17 protein-coding genes are annotated in these 16,361 nt (G+C 68.6%); 8 read left to right on the forward strand and 9 right to left on the reverse strand.

Annotated elements, in window-relative coordinates; genetic code table 11:
- Positions 1 to 41: 41 nt before the first annotated feature.
- Positions 42 to 758, reverse strand: a complete 717-nt coding sequence (locus ACIPSA_RS19050; protein WP_402636687.1) for an NPP1 family protein — start codon at positions 756 to 758, stop codon at positions 42 to 44.
- Positions 759 to 945: 187 nt separating this feature from the next.
- Positions 946 to 2,052: a lectin gene (locus tag ACIPSA_RS19055; RefSeq protein ID WP_402636020.1), complete on the reverse strand. Its 1,107-nt coding sequence runs from the start codon at positions 2,050 to 2,052 to the stop codon at positions 946 to 948.
- A gap of 628 nt (positions 2,053 to 2,680) precedes the next feature.
- Between ACIPSA_RS19055 and ACIPSA_RS19060 the strand changes: the two genes are divergently transcribed.
- The 5 genes from ACIPSA_RS19060 (at position 2,681) to ACIPSA_RS19080 (ending at position 8,713) form a co-directional block, all read left to right on the forward strand.
- Positions 2,681 to 3,460: a hypothetical protein gene (locus ACIPSA_RS19060; protein WP_402636023.1), complete on the forward strand. Its 780-nt coding sequence runs from the start codon at positions 2,681 to 2,683 to the stop codon at positions 3,458 to 3,460.
- A gap of 41 nt (positions 3,461 to 3,501) precedes the next feature.
- On the forward strand, positions 3,502 to 5,406 hold the full coding sequence (locus tag ACIPSA_RS19065) for a hypothetical protein (protein WP_402636026.1): 1,905 nt from the start codon (positions 3,502 to 3,504) through the stop codon (positions 5,404 to 5,406).
- A gap of 60 nt (positions 5,407 to 5,466) precedes the next feature.
- Complete coding sequence (locus ACIPSA_RS19070) at positions 5,467 to 6,207, forward strand: VOC family protein (protein WP_402636029.1); 741 nt, start codon at positions 5,467 to 5,469, stop codon at positions 6,205 to 6,207.
- A 366-nt stretch (positions 6,208 to 6,573) separates the two neighbouring features.
- A complete protein-coding gene (locus ACIPSA_RS19075) occupies positions 6,574 to 7,023 on the forward strand; it encodes a hypothetical protein (RefSeq protein ID WP_402636032.1) in 450 nt (149 codons plus the stop codon).
- A 91-nt stretch (positions 7,024 to 7,114) separates the two neighbouring features.
- Positions 7,115 to 8,713, forward strand: a complete 1,599-nt coding sequence (locus tag ACIPSA_RS19080; protein WP_402636035.1) for a multicopper oxidase family protein — start codon at positions 7,115 to 7,117, stop codon at positions 8,711 to 8,713.
- Between the two features lie 107 nt (positions 8,714 to 8,820).
- On the opposite strand, the gene ACIPSA_RS19085 is transcribed toward ACIPSA_RS19080, so the two are convergent.
- Positions 8,821 to 9,369 carry a DUF1062 domain-containing protein gene (locus ACIPSA_RS19085; protein ID WP_402636038.1) on the reverse strand — a complete coding sequence of 183 codons (549 nt, stop codon included), beginning with the start codon at positions 9,367 to 9,369 and terminating at the stop codon, positions 8,821 to 8,823.
- 650 nt (positions 9,370 to 10,019) lie between these two features.
- Here ACIPSA_RS19085 and ACIPSA_RS19090 point away from each other — a divergent pair.
- Positions 10,020 to 10,241: a hypothetical protein gene (locus ACIPSA_RS19090; RefSeq protein WP_402636041.1), complete on the forward strand. Its 222-nt coding sequence runs from the start codon at positions 10,020 to 10,022 to the stop codon at positions 10,239 to 10,241.
- Between the two features lie 157 nt (positions 10,242 to 10,398).
- Here ACIPSA_RS19090 and ACIPSA_RS19095 read toward each other — a convergent pair whose 3' ends face one another.
- From ACIPSA_RS19095 to ACIPSA_RS19105, 3 genes are all read right to left on the reverse strand, one after another.
- Positions 10,399 to 10,608 (reverse strand): hypothetical protein, encoded by a 210-nt coding sequence (locus ACIPSA_RS19095; protein WP_402636044.1) that lies wholly within the window; start codon positions 10,606 to 10,608, stop codon positions 10,399 to 10,401.
- Complete coding sequence (locus ACIPSA_RS19100; protein WP_402636047.1) at positions 10,562 to 11,170, reverse strand: ABC transporter substrate-binding protein; 609 nt, start codon at positions 11,168 to 11,170, stop codon at positions 10,562 to 10,564. The genes ACIPSA_RS19095 and ACIPSA_RS19100 overlap by 47 nt, the downstream gene beginning before the upstream one ends.
- Before the next feature lie 435 nt (positions 11,171 to 11,605).
- Positions 11,606 to 12,571: an alpha/beta hydrolase family protein gene (locus tag ACIPSA_RS19105; RefSeq protein ID WP_402636050.1), complete on the reverse strand. Its 966-nt coding sequence runs from the start codon at positions 12,569 to 12,571 to the stop codon at positions 11,606 to 11,608.
- A 167-nt stretch (positions 12,572 to 12,738) separates the two neighbouring features.
- Between ACIPSA_RS19105 and ACIPSA_RS19110 the strand changes: the two genes are divergently transcribed.
- Both ACIPSA_RS19110 and ACIPSA_RS19115 read left to right on the forward strand, forming a co-directional pair.
- A complete protein-coding gene (locus ACIPSA_RS19110; RefSeq protein WP_402636053.1) occupies positions 12,739 to 13,332 on the forward strand; it encodes a TetR/AcrR family transcriptional regulator in 594 nt (197 codons plus the stop codon).
- A gap of 146 nt (positions 13,333 to 13,478) precedes the next feature.
- A complete protein-coding gene (locus tag ACIPSA_RS19115; protein WP_402636056.1) occupies positions 13,479 to 14,210 on the forward strand; it encodes a hypothetical protein in 732 nt (243 codons plus the stop codon).
- Positions 14,211 to 14,285: 75 nt separating this feature from the next.
- Here ACIPSA_RS19115 and ACIPSA_RS19120 read toward each other — a convergent pair whose 3' ends face one another.
- The 3 genes from ACIPSA_RS19120 to ACIPSA_RS19130 form a co-directional block, all read right to left on the reverse strand.
- A complete protein-coding gene (locus tag ACIPSA_RS19120) occupies positions 14,286 to 14,564 on the reverse strand; it encodes a hypothetical protein (protein ID WP_402636060.1) in 279 nt (92 codons plus the stop codon).
- Positions 14,565 to 14,671: 107 nt separating this feature from the next.
- Positions 14,672 to 15,466 carry an oxidoreductase gene (locus tag ACIPSA_RS19125; RefSeq protein WP_402636063.1) on the reverse strand — a complete coding sequence of 265 codons (795 nt, stop codon included), beginning with the start codon at positions 15,464 to 15,466 and terminating at the stop codon, positions 14,672 to 14,674.
- 61 nt (positions 15,467 to 15,527) lie between these two features.
- On the reverse strand, positions 15,528 to 16,355 hold the full coding sequence (locus ACIPSA_RS19130; RefSeq protein WP_402636066.1) for an alpha/beta hydrolase: 828 nt from the start codon (positions 16,353 to 16,355) through the stop codon (positions 15,528 to 15,530).
- Positions 16,356 to 16,361: the final 6 nt, after the last annotated feature.

Raw genomic sequence — 16,361 nt, forward strand, 5'->3', positions numbered from 1 at the left:
GTTTCACGGGACGGCGCATCGGCCCTACGGCGTGGCGCTGCTCAGGCGTTGGGGTCGAAGGGGATGCCCGACGGCTCGGAGTGTGCCAGCGCGTACTCGAAGTCCCCGTCCTTGATCTTGATGGTGGCCGAGCCGAAGTCGGCGCTCATCAGCTTGTCCCGATAGCCGGCCGGATAGCCGTTCCAGCCCACCAGGCGGGGGTAGAACCAGCCGCCGGTCACGTTCTCCGGCGGCTCGTCGTTGGAGTTGGCGAAGCGGAAGTCGTGCGTCGACACGCCGTCCTTGTGATAGACGATCTTCGGGTGGGTGCCGTCGAAGCGCACGGAGGAGCGGGCGGCCACCTGGTAGCTGGTGTGCTGGGACACCGATACGTACTGGACCTCGTTGTTGTTGATCCACACCACGACGTGCTCCCAGTCGTGAGTGTGCCCGATGGCGGCCGGCCCGAGGGTGGCCTGGTCCTTCTCGAAGTAGCTGGCGTACATCACGGCGCACCAGCCGTTGTTGCACTTCTCCCGTGAGTAGGTGTTGGCGTTGGCGAGCTGGGCGTAGTCGTGGCAGTGACCGTTGACGTCACCGCCGAGCTTCAGGCCGGGGTTGATGGTTCCGTCGGCGCCGATGGCGGCGGTGGCGTAGCAGCCGTCGCCGTCGTAGTCGTACGCGGGGGAGAAGGTCTGCTCCAGGCCGTCGGCGTTCTGCGGCAGCAACTGCAGGACGCTGGCGTCGGCCTGGGTGGTCAGCGATGCCACGAGGGCCATCGTTCCCAGGGCGGTGGCCGACACCGACAGGCGCAGGCGCCGCGAGCGCCGGCGGGCGGTGGCGGGGGCGGTGGCGGTGGTACGTCTGGTGCGGGACAGCAGGGGGCGCACGTCAACTCCTCGGTGACAGAGGCAGAAAGAAGGATCTGCGGGATCTGAGGGATCTGAGGGATCTGCGGGAGCGTGATCAGCAGTACAGGTTGCCGCCCGCCGAGACCCCGAGGATCTGAGTGAACCGCTGGTAGGCGTCGACGCGGCTCTGTACCTGCGCCGGGTTCCTGCCGTCGCATTCGAGGGAACCGTTGATGGACCGGATGGTCTGTCCGAAGCCGGCCTGGTTCACCATCGCGTTGTGCGGAGTCATGGTGCCGGGCCCGGACTGCGTGTTCCAGTACCACAGGCCGGTTTTCCAGGCGATCGCGGAGTCGTTCTGCACCAGCCAGGGATTGTTCAGCAGATCGACCCCCAGCGCGTCGCCCGCCGCCTTGTAGTTGAAGTTCCAACTGAGCTGGATCGGGCCGCGACCGTAGTAGGCGGCCTGACCGGCCGGACAGCCGTAGGGCTGGCTCCAGTCGCAGTAGTTCGGGTAATTGGCGGTGTTCTGCTCGACGACGTACACCAGGCCACCGGTCTCGTGGCTGACGTTGGCGAGGAACGCGGCGGCCTCCTGCTTCCGGACCGTGTCGCTGCCGGTCTGGGCGAAGCCGGGGTAGGCACTCAGGGCCGAGGTGAGCCCGCTGTAGGAGTAGAAGGAGTTCCGGTTCGGGAACATCTGGTTGAACTGCGCCTCGGTCACCACGAATCCGGACGGTGTGCCGTCGTCTCCGCCTGCGGGCGCGTTCCACTTCTGGTTGGCGCCGCCGCTGCAGCTCCAGATCTGAATCCGGGTGGTGTTGGCGGAGTTGTTGCCGGTGACGTCCAGGCACTTGTTCGCCTGCGGGTTGACGATGTCGTGGGCGGCGGAGACCGACCACTTCTGATTGGGGCCGCCGGTACAGCTCCACAGCTGCGCCTTGGCTCCGTCACCGGTCGAATTGTCCGTGACGTCAAGGCATTTGCCGAGGGCGCGGATGCTGCCGTCGCTACCGACCGACCACTGCTGGGCGGCGGTGCCGTTGCAGTCGTAGAGCTGGACGGCCGTGCCGTCGGCGGAGTTGGCTCCCGCGACATCGAGGCACTTGCCGGCGAGGCCGGTGATCGTGCCGGTGGCGGCCTGGGCGGGGGCCGCGTTGAGCAGGCACGCCGAGAAGCCCAATGCGGTGGCGAAGATGGCCGCGGTGAGGGATCTGGCCATGAACGGGTGGCCTTTCACGTGGGGGGTGGACACCGGGCGGCGCTTGACTCCTGACGATGAGTGCGTCGCACGGTGCGGAGTCGACCCGTGAACCTAGAGGTATGGACCAACTTTCGTCAAGAGGTGAAGTAAGTAGTGGGGAGGGCTAGTTGGGGGCTACACCTTTGACCTTGGACACCGCTTGTACGGCTGGGGGCAGCGTGGTTGATGATGTGTCGAGTGCCGTCCCGTACCGGCATCAGCCGCCGAACGCCCCTCTGTCGGGGGTGTTCCATGCCAGGCGCCGGCAGTACAGAGGCCTGCCTGCTGTGCCATCACCTGATTGACCGTCGGTGAATTCGGCATCGGGTCGGCACCGGGTCGGTATTCGTCCGACCGCAGCCGCCCGCAGATGCCCACACCTTGGAATCGCCGACAGGCCCCGCCATGGGCCGCTGCTGTGAGAGAGGCGCAGGCATGGTTAGTGCACACCTAACACCGGCCCAACCGGCCTGACCAGGGATTTCGTCAAGGCGTTCAGGTTGTGGTCAGGCTGCCTGCCCGTTTTTGAAACTCATGCATTAGAAGCGTCAAAACAATGGCAAAGGCATCTGTGAAACCGGGACTTCACCGTGTCATCGTGCGCTTCATGACCACAGAGCACCTTCTGGATGACCGCCCCCTTGCTCCCCTCCGTACCATGGTGAACAAGGTGCCGGAAGTGACCGTCTACTTCTGGATAATCAAAGTCCTCACCACGGGGATGGGGGAGACGGCATCGGACCTGCTGGCCCGTCTGCTCGGCCCGGTTCCGGCGGTCGCGCTGGGTGGTCTGGCCCTGGTGGCTTCCCTGGCTGTTCAGTTTGCCGTCCGTCGGTACGTCGCCTGGGTGTACTGGACCGCCATCGTCATGGTCAGCGTCTTCGGCACCATGGCGGCCGACGTCCTGCACGTCGGCCTCGGCATCTCCTACGCGGTCTCCACGCCGCTCTTCCTCACCGCACTGGCCGCCGTATTCGCCCTTTGGTACGCCAGTGAGCGGACACTGTCCATCCACAGCATCCGCACCCGCCGCCGCGAGGCCTTCTATTGGGCGGCCGTACTCGCCACGTTCGCCCTCGGCACCGCGGCCGGCGACCTGACCGCCACCGTCGGCTTCGGATACCTGGGGTCCGTCGCCCTCTTCGCCGCCGCGATCTGCGTGCCCGCCCTCGCCCACCGATTCACGGGCCTGAACGCCGTGACCGCTTTCTGGACGGCCTACGTGATCACCCGTCCCCTCGGCGCCTCCCTTGCCGACTGGATGGCGCTCGGCCAGGCGCGTGGCGGGCTCGGACTGGGGCTGGAGCCGGTCACCCTCGCCTGGACGGTTGCGATCGTGTGCTTCGTGGCTTACCTGGCCGTGTCCCGGCAAGATGTCGAGCGGTAGGGCGATCTGACACCGGCCTGTCACCCCAGGACGTCGCCACGGTGGTCGACGCCGTCTGCGGCGCCCCCGTGGACGAGGCCACGGTCACCGCGCTCGCCGAGCGGACCGGGGGCAACCCCTTCTACGTCTGGGAGAGTGCGCGTCTCCTGGCCAGTGAGGGCGCCCTGGTGGCCGTGTCGGACGTCCCCCAAGGCGTCCGTGACGTGCTGCGCAGGCGACTGGCGCTGCTGCCGCCGGACGCGCGCTCGGTCCTGCAACTCGTGGCCGTGGCGGGCCTGGAGGCCGACGTCTCGCTTCTGGTGGACGCCGCCGACATGGACGAGGACTCCGTGCTCGCCGGGCTCGACGCCGCTGTGGCAGCGGATCTGCTGAGCGAACCCGGTCCCGGACGCGTCCGCTTCGTGCACGCGCTCGTCCGTGACACCGTGTACACCGACCTGTCCGGCATCCGCCGTTCGCGCCTGCACGACCGTATCGCCCGAGAACTGCGCCACCACCGCCCCGAGGACGTCGCCGCCTTGGCGCATCACTTCGCCCGCTCGGGCAGAACGGCAAATGCCGAGCCGGCCGTGGAGTACGCATTGCGCGCGGCCGAGACGGCCGAGCGGCGGTATGCCCACGACGTGGCCGTCGACCTCATCCAGCAGGCGCTGGACACACACGCCGCGGCGACGCCCGACCCCGACCCGGACCGCACGGTCGCCCTGCTGGAGCGCCTGCTGGGGGCACAGGTGCGCTGCGGCGCCACGGACGCCGCCCGGCGCACCCGGCAGCGGGCGATCGGCCTGGCCGTACGAGCGGGCCGGGACGACCTGGCCGCGGCGGTCTACGGCGCGGGGACCGAACCCTCACCCTGGCGCAGCCGCCTGGAGGGCTTCTACGACCGGGCGGCACTCGCCCGCCTGGAGCGGCTCTCCCGTGACCACACGCTGGACGGCCCGACGCGTGCACGGGTGCTCCAGGTCCTGGTCGACGCGGTGGCCGCCGAGGACGCGCCGCGCGCTCTGGAGGCGGCACGCATCCTGCTCGAACTGGCGCGGGCCGACGGCGAACCACGCCTGCTGGCCTCCGCGCTGATGACGTCCGCCAGGCTGCTGCCGCACGAGGTCCAGGGCAGCGCCCGTACACCGCTCGTCGACGAACTGCGCCGGCTCGCCCGGCAGCACGACCTTCCCGCCTACCGCTGGGTGTGCGAGCACCTCGACAGCATGACCGCCGCGACCCGCAACGATCCGGCCGCGGTGCGCCGGCACACCGCCGAGGGCCTTCGACTGGCGCACCGCTACCGGATGCTGTGGGCGCAGGGCATCAACCTCGCCACATCGGCCATGCTGGCCGCGGTCGCAGGACGCTTCGACGAAGCGGAGGCCGGGTACGCCCAGGCCGACGGCTTGTTCCAACGCGTCGGGACGCACCACGCCACGGGACCCCGCACGCTGGGCCTGTGGACGATCCGGCTCACGCAAGGACGCGCGGCGGAGATCGAACCGGCCGTGCGCGAACTGCACGCGGCCGTCGGCGCCCCCGTCGCCGTGGCGCACGCTCTGGTCCTGGCCCGCCTGGGCCGACTGGACGAGGCACGGGACGTGCCCTATCCACCACGGCCGGTGACCGACCACCTCTACGGCGTGGAGCTCGACTACCGCTGCCAACTCGCGGTCCTTCAGCGCGACTTCGACACGGCGGCCATGCTGATCACGGACGTCCTGCCCGTCCGGGAGCAGTTCGCCGGCACCGCCGGCGCCGCATACGCCACCCGTCCCCTCGCCCATGCCCTGGCCGACCTGTACCGGCTCGTCGGCGAGGAACAGGCCGCCGCCGACGCCTACGCACTGGCCGAACGCGTCGCCCTGGCCTGGGGCGCCGGCCACCACGCGGCCGCCGCGCGCCGGGCCGCCGCGGAACTGTCGACGCGCCCGGCCCGGCGCCGGACCTTCACGACGTGAGGCACCGGCGGCAATCGCCATGAGGATGTCGTTGCGGAGCAGGTACATAGGATCGTCGGCATGGCACTGAGACCTGTCATGGTGAACATAAAGGCTCTTGATGGCTCGGCGGTCGGCCGGTTCTGGGCGGAGGCGCTCGGATGGAGTGCCTACAGCCCCGGCGTGACCACCTACGTCGGACCCGCCGGCGGCCTCGTTTGGCCGCACCCGGTCGCCGTCGGCATCGACGTCGTTCCCGTCCCGGAACCCAAGACAACGACAAAGAACCGTGTGCACCTCGATCTCGCCACCACCTCTGCGGCCCATCAGGCGGAGTTGGTCAGGCGCCTGAAGGCTCTCGGTGCGACGCCCGCCCACGTGGGCCAGGGCGAAGTGCCGTGGACGGTCCTCGCCGACCCGGAGGGCAACGAGTTCTGCGTGCTGGAGCCTCGGGAGATCTACCGGGACACCGGGCCGATCGCCGCGGTGGTGGTCGACTGCGCGGATCCGCGGGCCATGGCCCGATTCTGGGACGAGGCGATGGACTGGACCCTGCACGAGGTGACCGACGATCGTGCGGTGCTGCGCTCCGCCAAGGGCGTCGGCCCGTACCTCGAGTTCCTCCGCACGCCCGACGTGAAGACCGTGCCGGACCGCGTCCATCTCGACCTGCTGCCGTACCCCGGTGACGACAAAGCGGCGGAGGTGGCCCGGCTGCGGGTCCTCGGCGCCACCGACCTCGACCTCGGCCAGGGCGACGTTCCGTGGACGTGCCTGGCCGACCCGGAGGGTCACGAGTTCTGCGTCCTCGCCCCGTCCTGACGCGGAGCCTGAACGCCCCCGACACGTGAGCTCTGTGTGCTCGTGCGCCACGGCCCCGGGTGGGTCGGTCCGTGGCGTCTCGGTCGATCAGTGCGGCGAGAGCTTGTGCGCAGGGGGACCACGAGCCGCTGAAGTCGGCCGATGACCGGCGAGGCCCCGAGCCCGGACTCGCTCCATGCCCGCGCGCTCCCGGCGCCGTGCGGAGTCGGCTCAAAGCTCGCCGGACTCCCGGCACCTTGCGCCGCGCACCGCGTCTGTGGCCACCGCTGCGTTGGTCTCTCACGGACGTCGTTCTGATTACCAGCTTACCCCTCCGGGGTATACTGGCGGCGATCAGTCGATCCTCATCGAACGCGGACGGGAACCATGACGACAGCCCGCCACCGGACATACGGCGCTCGCAGCGCCGCGCTCCGGTGGACGCGGGCTGCCGTCATCGCGCTGACGGCGGCGCTCGCGGTTCTCGTCCACCACGAAACGGCCGCCGCCATCACGCACCTGCCGCCCGTCGGGGCCATGGCGGGCATGCACGATACGGCCACGCCGACGATCTCTGTCCACACGGGCGGCCACGCCGTGCCATCCGCCGGCACCGCACCGACCGCGGCCCACGACGATGGCGGGGCGTGCTCCGGCACCGCGATGCAGCACTGCTCCGCCGCCGGCGTCGACAACATGAAACTCGTACCTCCCCACCAGCCTTCCACCGGCTGTGCCCCGGCCCTGTGTGCCGGGGCAGCCGTCGGCCGGGACATCCCGGGATCCACAGGCCGGGCACCACCCGATCTCTCCGTCCTCTCTCGATTGCTGCTGTAGGCCGCGCCGCGCGGCTGCGCACGCTCATCCGTGCGTTCAGCCGGCCGCACGCGCGTCGAACAGAAGCGATATCGAGAAGAAGGACACCTCTGTGAACAGCATGAACCGCCGCTCCGTCCTGCTGGCCGGGCTCGGCGTCGCGGGCGCGGGCGCGCTCGCCGCCTGCAGCAGTTCCGGCAGCACGCCTGCCCTGATCAGCCCCTCCGGGGCGGACGTCGCCGCCGCCGACAAGAAGCGCACCCGGAGCGGCAGGACACACGAACTGACCCTGACCGCGGCACAGGCCAGGGTCGACCTGGGCGCTGGGATCACGGCCAGGACCTGGGCCTTCGACGGCCGGATTCCGGGCAAGGAGCTGCGCGTCTCGGCCGGTGACACGCTGGCCGCCACGCTGTCCGACCAGCTGCCGAACCAGACCGCCACCTCCATCCACTGGCACGGCATCGCCTTGCGCAACGACATGGACGGCGCACCACCGGCCACCCAGGCGGCCGTCCGGGCAGGACGCAACTTCACCTACCGATTCACCACGGACGCCCCCGGCACCTACTTCTTCCACCCCCACGTCGGCGTCCAGCTCGACCGGGGCCTGTACGCGCCGTTGATCGTGGAGGACCCGAGGGAGCCGCTGGCGTACGACGAGGAATGGGTGGTCGTCCTCGACGACTGGCTCGACGGCGTCACCGGCACCCCGGACGACGTCTTCGCCGAACTGCGCCAGGGCATGGGCGCGATGCACATGGGCGAAGGCTCGATGGGCGGCATGGACATGAGCGGCATGGACATGAGCGGCAGCATGGACGGCACGACCAGCTCCCCCTCCGCCTCGTCCTCCGGCGGAAGCATGGGCACGAAATTCATGCTGATGGGCGCTCAGAGCCCACTGCTCGGGGGCGACGCCGGTGACGTGAAGTACCCCTACCACCTGATCAACGGACGCGTTCCGGCCGACCCGGCAGTCTTCCGCACCAAGCCCCGCAAGAGGATCCGGCTGCGCCTGATCAACGCCGGCAGCGACACCGCCTACCGCGTCGCCCTCGGCGGCCACAAGCTCACCATCACCCACACCGACGGCTTCCCCGTCCGGCACCAGCAGGTCGACGCCCTGCTGATCGGCATGGGCGAACGCTACGACGTCCTCGTCACCCTGGGCGACGGCGCCTTCCCGCTGGTGGCGCTGGCCGAGGGAAAGAACACCACCGGCATGGCCGTCATCCGCACCGGCTCCGGCAGCACTCCCCAGGCGACCGTCCGGCCGAGCGAACTGGACGGCATGCTCATGAGCGCATCGCAGCTGCACGCGGCGGACGATGTCCGACTGGCGTCGAAGAAGGCCGACCGGGTCCACCGCATCGAGCTGACCGGCGGAATGATGAGCTACAACTGGGCGATCAACGGCCGGCGGTTCGACATGAACAAGCCGACCGCGCACCCGATCACCGTGGAACAGGGCCGGCGGATCCGGTTCGACTTCGTCAACACCACCACCATGTGGCACCCGATGCACCTGCACGGCCACACCTACCAGCTCGGTGACAACGGCCCACGCAAGGACACCACGATCGTGCTGCCGAAGAAGACGGTGTCGGTGTTCTTCGACGCCGACAACCCGGGGCAGTGGATGCTGCACTGCCACAACGCCTACCACGGCGAGGCGGGCATGATGGCGCTGGTCGCCTACCAAGCCTGATCTCCTGCACACGCCTTCGGCGACGGCCCCTCCGCGCTGAGGCTCGGAGGGCCAGGGCCTGTCCGGCGGATCTTGCTGCCGGACAGGCCCGTGGTCCCGAGGAGGGCTCAGCGCTTGAGCGTGAAGGTGAAGTCGCCGGAGAGCTTGCCGCTCAGCCGGACTGCGGAAACGAGCTTGCCCTCCGTGATCAGTCTCTCGACCTCGGCCCGTGAAAGACCGCACCCTTCAGCGATCAGTCGCACCGGCCGGACAGGGATCCGCGCCGCGAAGCGGACCGAGACGTCGATCACCTCGCTGTCCAGGTGATCCGATCCGCCGGTGTCGAGACGCCAGGCGTTGTCCCAGTCGAGGGCGATGCGATTGCGGCGCTGCACGACCGGATCCTGGAGCAGCTCAGCTGTCAGGCCAGGGTCGTTGTCATGCAGCCGGTCCAGCAGCTCAGGGCGTACGGAGCGCACGTTCATCCGCTCCAGGAGCGTGAGCTTTGCAGTTTCCCCGCAAGCGGTACAGAGCACGAGGAGCCAGGCGTCGATGAGCTTGTGGTTTGCGTTGACGCGAAATTTGCCGCTCGCCCGGAAGCGCTCGGACGCGCATGTGTGGCAACGACGGAGAACGAGCGGCAGGCAGGTGGGTACGACCACCCAGTTTTCGAGCACAGAAGTACACCGGTTTCAGTGAGAAGTCCGCAGCAAAAAGGAGCGCGGCGCACATGTGCGACGCGCGACGATTCAGCGCTCGGGAGGTCTCACAGGGTGTACAACGGCACGTCCTCGACTAGACGACTCGGTTCGGCAGCACGGTACTGGCGCACAGCGGCGGTGCTCCACTGGTTTTCGAGCGCCTCACCGCCAGGTTCCGTCCGGCGGATCATGGACGAAGCCAGAGCCGGATCGCGGCGACGGTGACGGTGCCGTGGAAGTCAACACGTCGATTTCGCCGCCCACTTGGATGGGCTGATCGTCTGATGGATCTCTCGTGCGACGTAGCGGTTGAGGCCAACCTGGGCGGCGTCCTGATCGGCTTCACCGTGTCGGTGCTGCGCGCCGGCGTCGAGTACATGCTGCCTGGCCGCCCTGGCCGCCCTGGCCGGCACAGCCGGCTTCGCCGGGCTGGCTTTCGGTCATGGTCAGAGCACGAGCGTCATCCTCGCGAGCGTCGTCACCGGCATCGCGTCTCATGGACCGTCGGGCACGATGGGGTGTCTCTTATCATTCACGGCAACTGCTGCGCCTGTCGGCCTTCCCGTCAATGGACAGTGCCCCGGGCCGCGGCCAGCGACCAGACCGTCCTGCCAAGTGAGTGGAATATGTTCGACGTTGAGCAGACGACTCCGTACGAAGTCAGGCTGATCGCCGCAGGGAAGACAGCGACCATCGCCGGTGAACCGATCGTGAACCGCGAAGATCACTGGCAGTTCGCGGTGTACCGCACCGACGTGACGCATTGGGACGACGGAACTGTTATGTCCGCTGACGAGCGGGCCTGCGTTCTCCAGCTCCTCAGCGAGCACGGTACGCGCCTGGACTGAGCCCGCAGGCGCCGGGTCGCGTCCCACCATCGCAGCAGGGGAGAGTCACACCAGCCCAAGGACCAGCGCCTGGGAGCTCGGGCCCGGCCAGTTGGCACTTGCCTCGCTCAGCGAACTCCCAGGGCCGGCCGCATCTGGAGGAGTGAATCGCTCGCGGTCACTGGCGCGGCCGGCGGCCGGTGTTCCCCAACAGCCTGGCCTGCTCACTCTTCAACTGGGTGAACCGGTCGCGGGTGTACTCCCGCAATCCGCGGCCGGGGAACGGCACGACCGACAGATGCTCCCTGAAGTCACCCTGTGCCCAGCGCGCGGCGGTGATCTCATAGCCGGAGACATGCGCGCAGAGCTGCAGCAGCGCCTCGGGCATCTCCTCCTCGATGAGCAGGTCCGCCCTGGTGACCACCACGTCCCGCATCGCCCGGATGTTGGGGATGAACACGCTCGTGGCCCATGTGCGCCACTGGGCGAGCTCCTCCTCGGTCGGCGGTATGTCGTGGTCGAACGGGTCCCGGCCGTCCTCGCGGGCGTTGCCGGTAGACGGGTCGCCCGGCGTGCCGGGCGTCGAGGATCGCGTTCAGGGTCAGGGCCTGGATGTTGTTCAGGACGGCGACGGCGACCTTCTTGCCGGCGAGGTCCGCGGGCGACTTCAGGGCCGAGTCCTTGGGCACGAGGACATCCATCATGTGCGGGGCGATCCGCACGCCCTCGGCGAGAATGCGCAGGTCCAGGGTGCCCTTCTCGTACGCCTGGAAGTAGGTGACGTAGTTCGCGCTCGCGATGACGTCGACCTGGCCCTTGAGCAGTGCGGGCAGCGCCTGGATGCTCTGCTGCACGGGCTGGATCCGCACGTCCAGGCCCTCCTTGGCGAACAGCCCGCGGTCCCGGGCCAGATAGAGGGCGGCTGAGTCGGTGAGCGGCAGGGCCGCCACGGTCAGCTGCTGCCGGCCGTCACCGGAGTGCCGCCGTTGTCACACCCCACCAGCATCAGCGCCACGGCGGCGACGAGCGCGGCGAGGCGTTTGGTTCCCGAACGTGACCGACGTAATCGACGTAATCGACGTAGAGGCATGTCGGCATGACTACCCGGATTTGTCATGATCGTTACAGGTTCGGGGCGGGTTTCGGTTTCTTTGGAGGGCAGTAGTGCGGGAACGCGCGGGATGGATCGCCAGGTCGGTTGTGATTTCGAACAGTGCGGGAGTCCGGGCAGCGCGGAGGCGGCCGATCACGGCTGAGGGCCCTGGGTGCCGAGGCACTTCACACCGTGGCCGTCGGCTGCCCGGACACCGTCGTCGAGTACGAGCCCGCCGGCTGTCCTTGTGTGCCTCTTCCGCCTCGCCCGGCAGCCTGAGCAAGGGGGAGGTCTACTTGGATTCGACGCGTCCTACTGGGGCGGGGCCGGTCGTCAGTGCCTCGCATTCGGTCGGCCACGTAGAGGCGCCGGGGCGAAGCTGGGTGCTGAGGTAGGCCGTGGTGAGCCGGGCGAGGGCGGCGACTCGCTCGGGGTTCTCGTCCGTGGTCTCGGCGGCGTCGTATCCGGCGATCCCGCCAAGTCCGTGCTCCGCGTCGAACAGGGTGAGCAGGGTCTTGGGGCCGGGGGCGAGGGTGTAGGGGTCGGCGTGCCAGTCCGGCCCCATGTCTGTGAAGTGCCGGGAATCGTCCTTGTCGCCGGCGACGACCAGCGCGGGTGTGGTCATGGTGGAGAAGTCGACGGCCCCGATGATCGGCCACTGCTCGGCCATGGGCCCGTTGAGGACTTCGCCACCTCTGCCGGGCGCCGCGAGCAGTACGCCCGCCTTGATCCGGGGCTCGATGAGGTGCACCACGCTGCCGGTATCGGGGTCGTTGAGCCCGGCGCCCAGCAGGAGGGCGGCGGTGAAGCCGCCCAGCGAGTGTCCGGCGGCGGCGACCTTGGTGGGGTCGATCCGCCCCGCGAGCTGCGGCACGGTGCGCTCGATCACGTCGAGCCGGTCGAGGATGTGTGTCATGTCCTCGGCGCGGGAGCGCCAGAAGTCGGGCGCGCCGGGTGCGTCGGCGACGAGGTGGCTCAGTGTCCGGGAGGTGAGGTGGGTGGGCTGGACGACAGCGAATCCGTGGGCGGCCCAGAAGTTGGCAAGCGGCGCGTAGCCGTTGAGCGAGGAGAGGTTGTTCGAGGGGCCGTGACCGTGGGAGAGGAGGATGACGGGGAGGCCGGTTCCGGTCGCGGGTACGGAGACGCGCACCTGGAGGTCCACGGGGCGTCCGGGCACGGAGAGGACCACGGGGCTGAAGGACAGGACCGGGACGGGCGTGCCCAAGATGTCGGCGCTGGTGGCAGTGGATGTGCTCACGAGGTGGATTCCCTTTCGGTGGCAGCTGCCGTCGCTGGTCTCCTGCGACCGGCGACGGGCAAGGCGGTCAGGAGCGACTCGCTTCGGCTAACCTGAAGCGGAGCGACGCTCCATTTAGTTTCCGGAGCGATGCTCCGTTTTGTCAATCGGTTGGGAAGGACTGCGTGATGGCCACCGAGAGCCCTGCAGGAGATACGCCGTCCCGAGGCAAGCGAGCCGACGCGCAGCGCAACCGGCACACGGTGCTCGCCGCCGCCGCCGAGGTATTCGTCATCTCCGGCGTCGACGCGCCGATCCGCCAGATCGCAGCCAGGGCGGGCGTTGGCATGGCCACGATCTACCGCCACTTCCCGACCCGGGCGGATCTCGTCACCGCCGTCTACCACCACCAGATCGAGGAATGCGCGGAGGCCGGCCCGGACCTGCTGGCCAGTGCCGACTCCCCGTTCGACGCGCTGCGCCAATGGATCGACCTCTTCGTCGACTTCCTGGTCACCAAGCACGGACTCGCCGACGCCCTGCAGTCCGACAGCGACCGCTTCGCCGCGCTGCACGCCTACTTCCTCGACCGCCTGCTGCCCGTCTGCGATCAACTGCTTGACGCTGCGGTCGAGGCCGGCGACATCAGGCCCGGCACGCAGCCGTACGAGCTGATGCGCGGCATCGGCAACCTCTGTGTCGGACGCGACGACGACCCCCGCTACAACCCCCGACGCCTGATCGCTCTCCTCCTCCAGGGACTCCAGCGACCTCATTCCTGATGCCGCCGAGCGACATCGCGACCTGGTCCCTTCGCGACTTCCACGCGGTCTGAGCGGCCGCCTCTCAACAGCCGGAGACGCCGGCAGGCAGCAGTCGCGGGCAGTGGGTCACTCTTGTTGATCAGTGGTCGCGTGTCTCTCACGAGATGATCTCTCCTGTGACACAAGCGGCAGGTTCAGGCAACGACGACGACCATGAGGTCGAGGGCTTGGCGTGGGCTTACGGCCTGATATCACCGGACCTCGCTGAGCGCGCGGCTGCCCTCGACCGTCACGCCAGAGCCCGCACGGAGGTCGAGGCGGCGTTTGACCGCTTGCGCGAAGGCCGGTTCCGGAGGCTGTGGTTCAGACCCAGGATGCGGGCTTATCGCAGGGCTTCCGGGCGTTGCTTTCCGGGAGCGCTGTACGGCGGGAGCAAGTACGGCCATGGGGAGATCAGCACGTGGCCGCGGTTGCCCCTTGCCCTGCTCTTCCTGGAGTGGGAGGCACGCTATCCGCTGGAGTGGACGGAGCACGCCAAGGCGTGGGGCGCGAAAGAAGCTCTGATCCGTGACCTGGCCGCCACCGACCACGATCAACACTTGAGAGCGAGGCTTGTCGATCTGGTCGGCCTGGCGGTCCAGCGGACCTACCGGTGCAAGGATCGTGAATACGTGCGTGTGGCCCGTGCAGTGGACGGAGACGAGCTGCGCGACAGGCTTCACAGTGCGAAGCGCTCGGGCAACCCTGCGGCACTGCTTCACGCGAGCTACGTGCTGTGGCTCCTCGACCGCCCCGAGATACCGAACACCCGACATGTCTGGCGCACATGGCTTTCCGGCACTGCCTCGTGGCAGGCGGCTGGGCGTCGGCGCGGGGCGGCTTCGGATCTCGTCTGAACGGCAGTGAACGGCGTCGAATGAGACGGAAACCGAGACTGGCGCTGCCGTCCAGCCGATACAGGTGCGGTCGGGCTACAGGCCGCGAAGTGCCTCGTAGAGGTCGCCGTAGATGCTCCAGCAGATGACGCTGCCGTCGTCGTTCAGGCTGCCCATGTACCAGTCGTCGTCGTTGACGGCCTTCACCAGGCAGAGTCCGTGGAATCCCAGGATGATCTCGGGATCGAGCCGCTCGTCTTGTGCCGGCCAGCCCGTCACGACGCGATCGATGTCGAGTGGTGTGGCCTCCCGGTCGCCAGAGACCGTGCGGATCTCCTCCAGGGTCCAACCTGCCGGTAGCTGCCTGTCTGTCATCCAATGATGATGACAGGCAGGCACGCGCTGCGAACGCTGTGCCGAAGACGTCTGCGCCCGCTCGCCGGCTGGGCGAGGCGGGCGCAGGGCGCTGCGACGGGATTGATTCAGAGCGTCTTGATGAGACCGCCGTCGATGGTGAAGTCGGCGCCTGTGATGTTGGCGGCGCGGTCGCCGGCGAGCATCAGGACGAGGTCGGCGACCTCGTCGGGGCGGGTGAAGCGACCGGTGGCGAAGCCGCCGAGGCCGTCGATCGTCTGGTCCACGGCTTCCTGCGGGGCGACGCCCATGGCGGCCGCGATGGTGTCGGCCATGCCCCCGGGCCCCATCCACAGGTCGGTGCTCACCGGACCGGGCGCGATGCTGTTGACGCGTACACCCTGTGGGGACACTTCCTTGGACAGAGCCTTGGAGAAGTTGGTGAGGGCCGCCTTGGAGGCCGTGTAGTCGATGACGCCGGGGTCGGGCAGGAAGGCGTTGACCGAGCTGATCGTGACGATGGAACCGCGCGAGGCCAGCAGTGCGGGGAGAGCCGCGCGTGAGGCGCGCACCGCGCTCAGCAGGTTGATGGTCAGGGTCTCGAGCCACTGTTCGTCGGTGACGGAGGCGAAGCCGCCCAGCCGCGGCTGGGCCCTGCCGACGTTGTTGACCAGGACGTCGATGCCGCCGAGCCGTTCCACTGCTGTTTCGATGAGCGCTTCCACGCCACTCGCCGTCGCCAGGTCGGCGGTCACCGGGATCACTGATCCGGTGGCTGCCAGCTCGGCGAGTTCGGGGGTGGTGGTACGGGCGCCGGCCACGACGCGGGCGCCTTCCTCGACGAAGGCTTGGGTGACGGCGAGTCCGATGCCGCGGCTCGCACCGGTGACGACGACGGCCTTGTCCTTCAGATGCAGATCCATGATCTCTTCCTTGATGTCTTCATTGTCTTCATTGTCTTCGATGTTCGTTCGATGCCCGTGGTCAGAGGCCGGCGGTGCTGGACCGGCCGGTGATGCCCTGGCGGGCCAGCCAGCCCAGGGCGCAGTCGGCGACGGCCCGCCAGCCCTGGTCGACGACGAGGGAGTGGCCGCGGTCCGGAAGTTGCTTGAGGTCGGTGGTGGCTGTCGAGTCGCCGTACAGCTTGTAGGCGGCGCGAGTGACGACGTCCGGCACGGTGTGATCGCGTTGGCCCGAGATGAGCAACAGGGGTCCTCGATGGGTGTTGCCGGTGTCGATCGCGGCCGGTGACTTGCGGCTGAAGTTGGCGAATGCCGCTTCGAAGAGTGGTCGGCCGGGGGCAGGAATGGCGTGTGCCTCGAACAGGGCGTCGGATTCCTGCTGTGTGATCGCGTTGCCGAACGCGTAGCGGAACTGCGCCGCTGTGAGGGAAACCGTTCGGGACCGGTTGGCCGGGTTACGGAGAACCGGGGAGGCGGAGCGCAGCTGTGTGAACGGCAGGGGTCTGACCCCCTTGATCGGCGCCGGGTCGATCGCCACTGCGGCCCGTCCCAGGCCGAGGCCGAGAAGTTTCTGGGCGATCAGGCCGCCGAAGGAGTGTCCGATCAGCACGGGCGGGGTCGGCAGCGCCTTGATGAGGGCCGCGTAGTGCTCGGCCACCTCGTCTATGCCTGCTCCGGCCATGGTCTGCGGATGTGACCGTGCGGCGGGCACGGTGTCCGGTTCGCCGGGCCAGCCGGGGGCGAGCGGGGCGAATCCCTCGGCATGCAGCAGCTCCGTCCAGGGGTGCCAGGAGGAGGAGTGCAGCCACAGGCCGTGGATCAGGACGACGGGGGTGCGCTGGTCCGTCATGAGAGC

The sequence above is a fragment of the Streptomyces sp. NPDC086549 genome (genome assembly GCF_044746205.1).
Classification (GTDB): Bacteria; Actinomycetota; Actinomycetes; order Streptomycetales; family Streptomycetaceae; genus Streptomyces.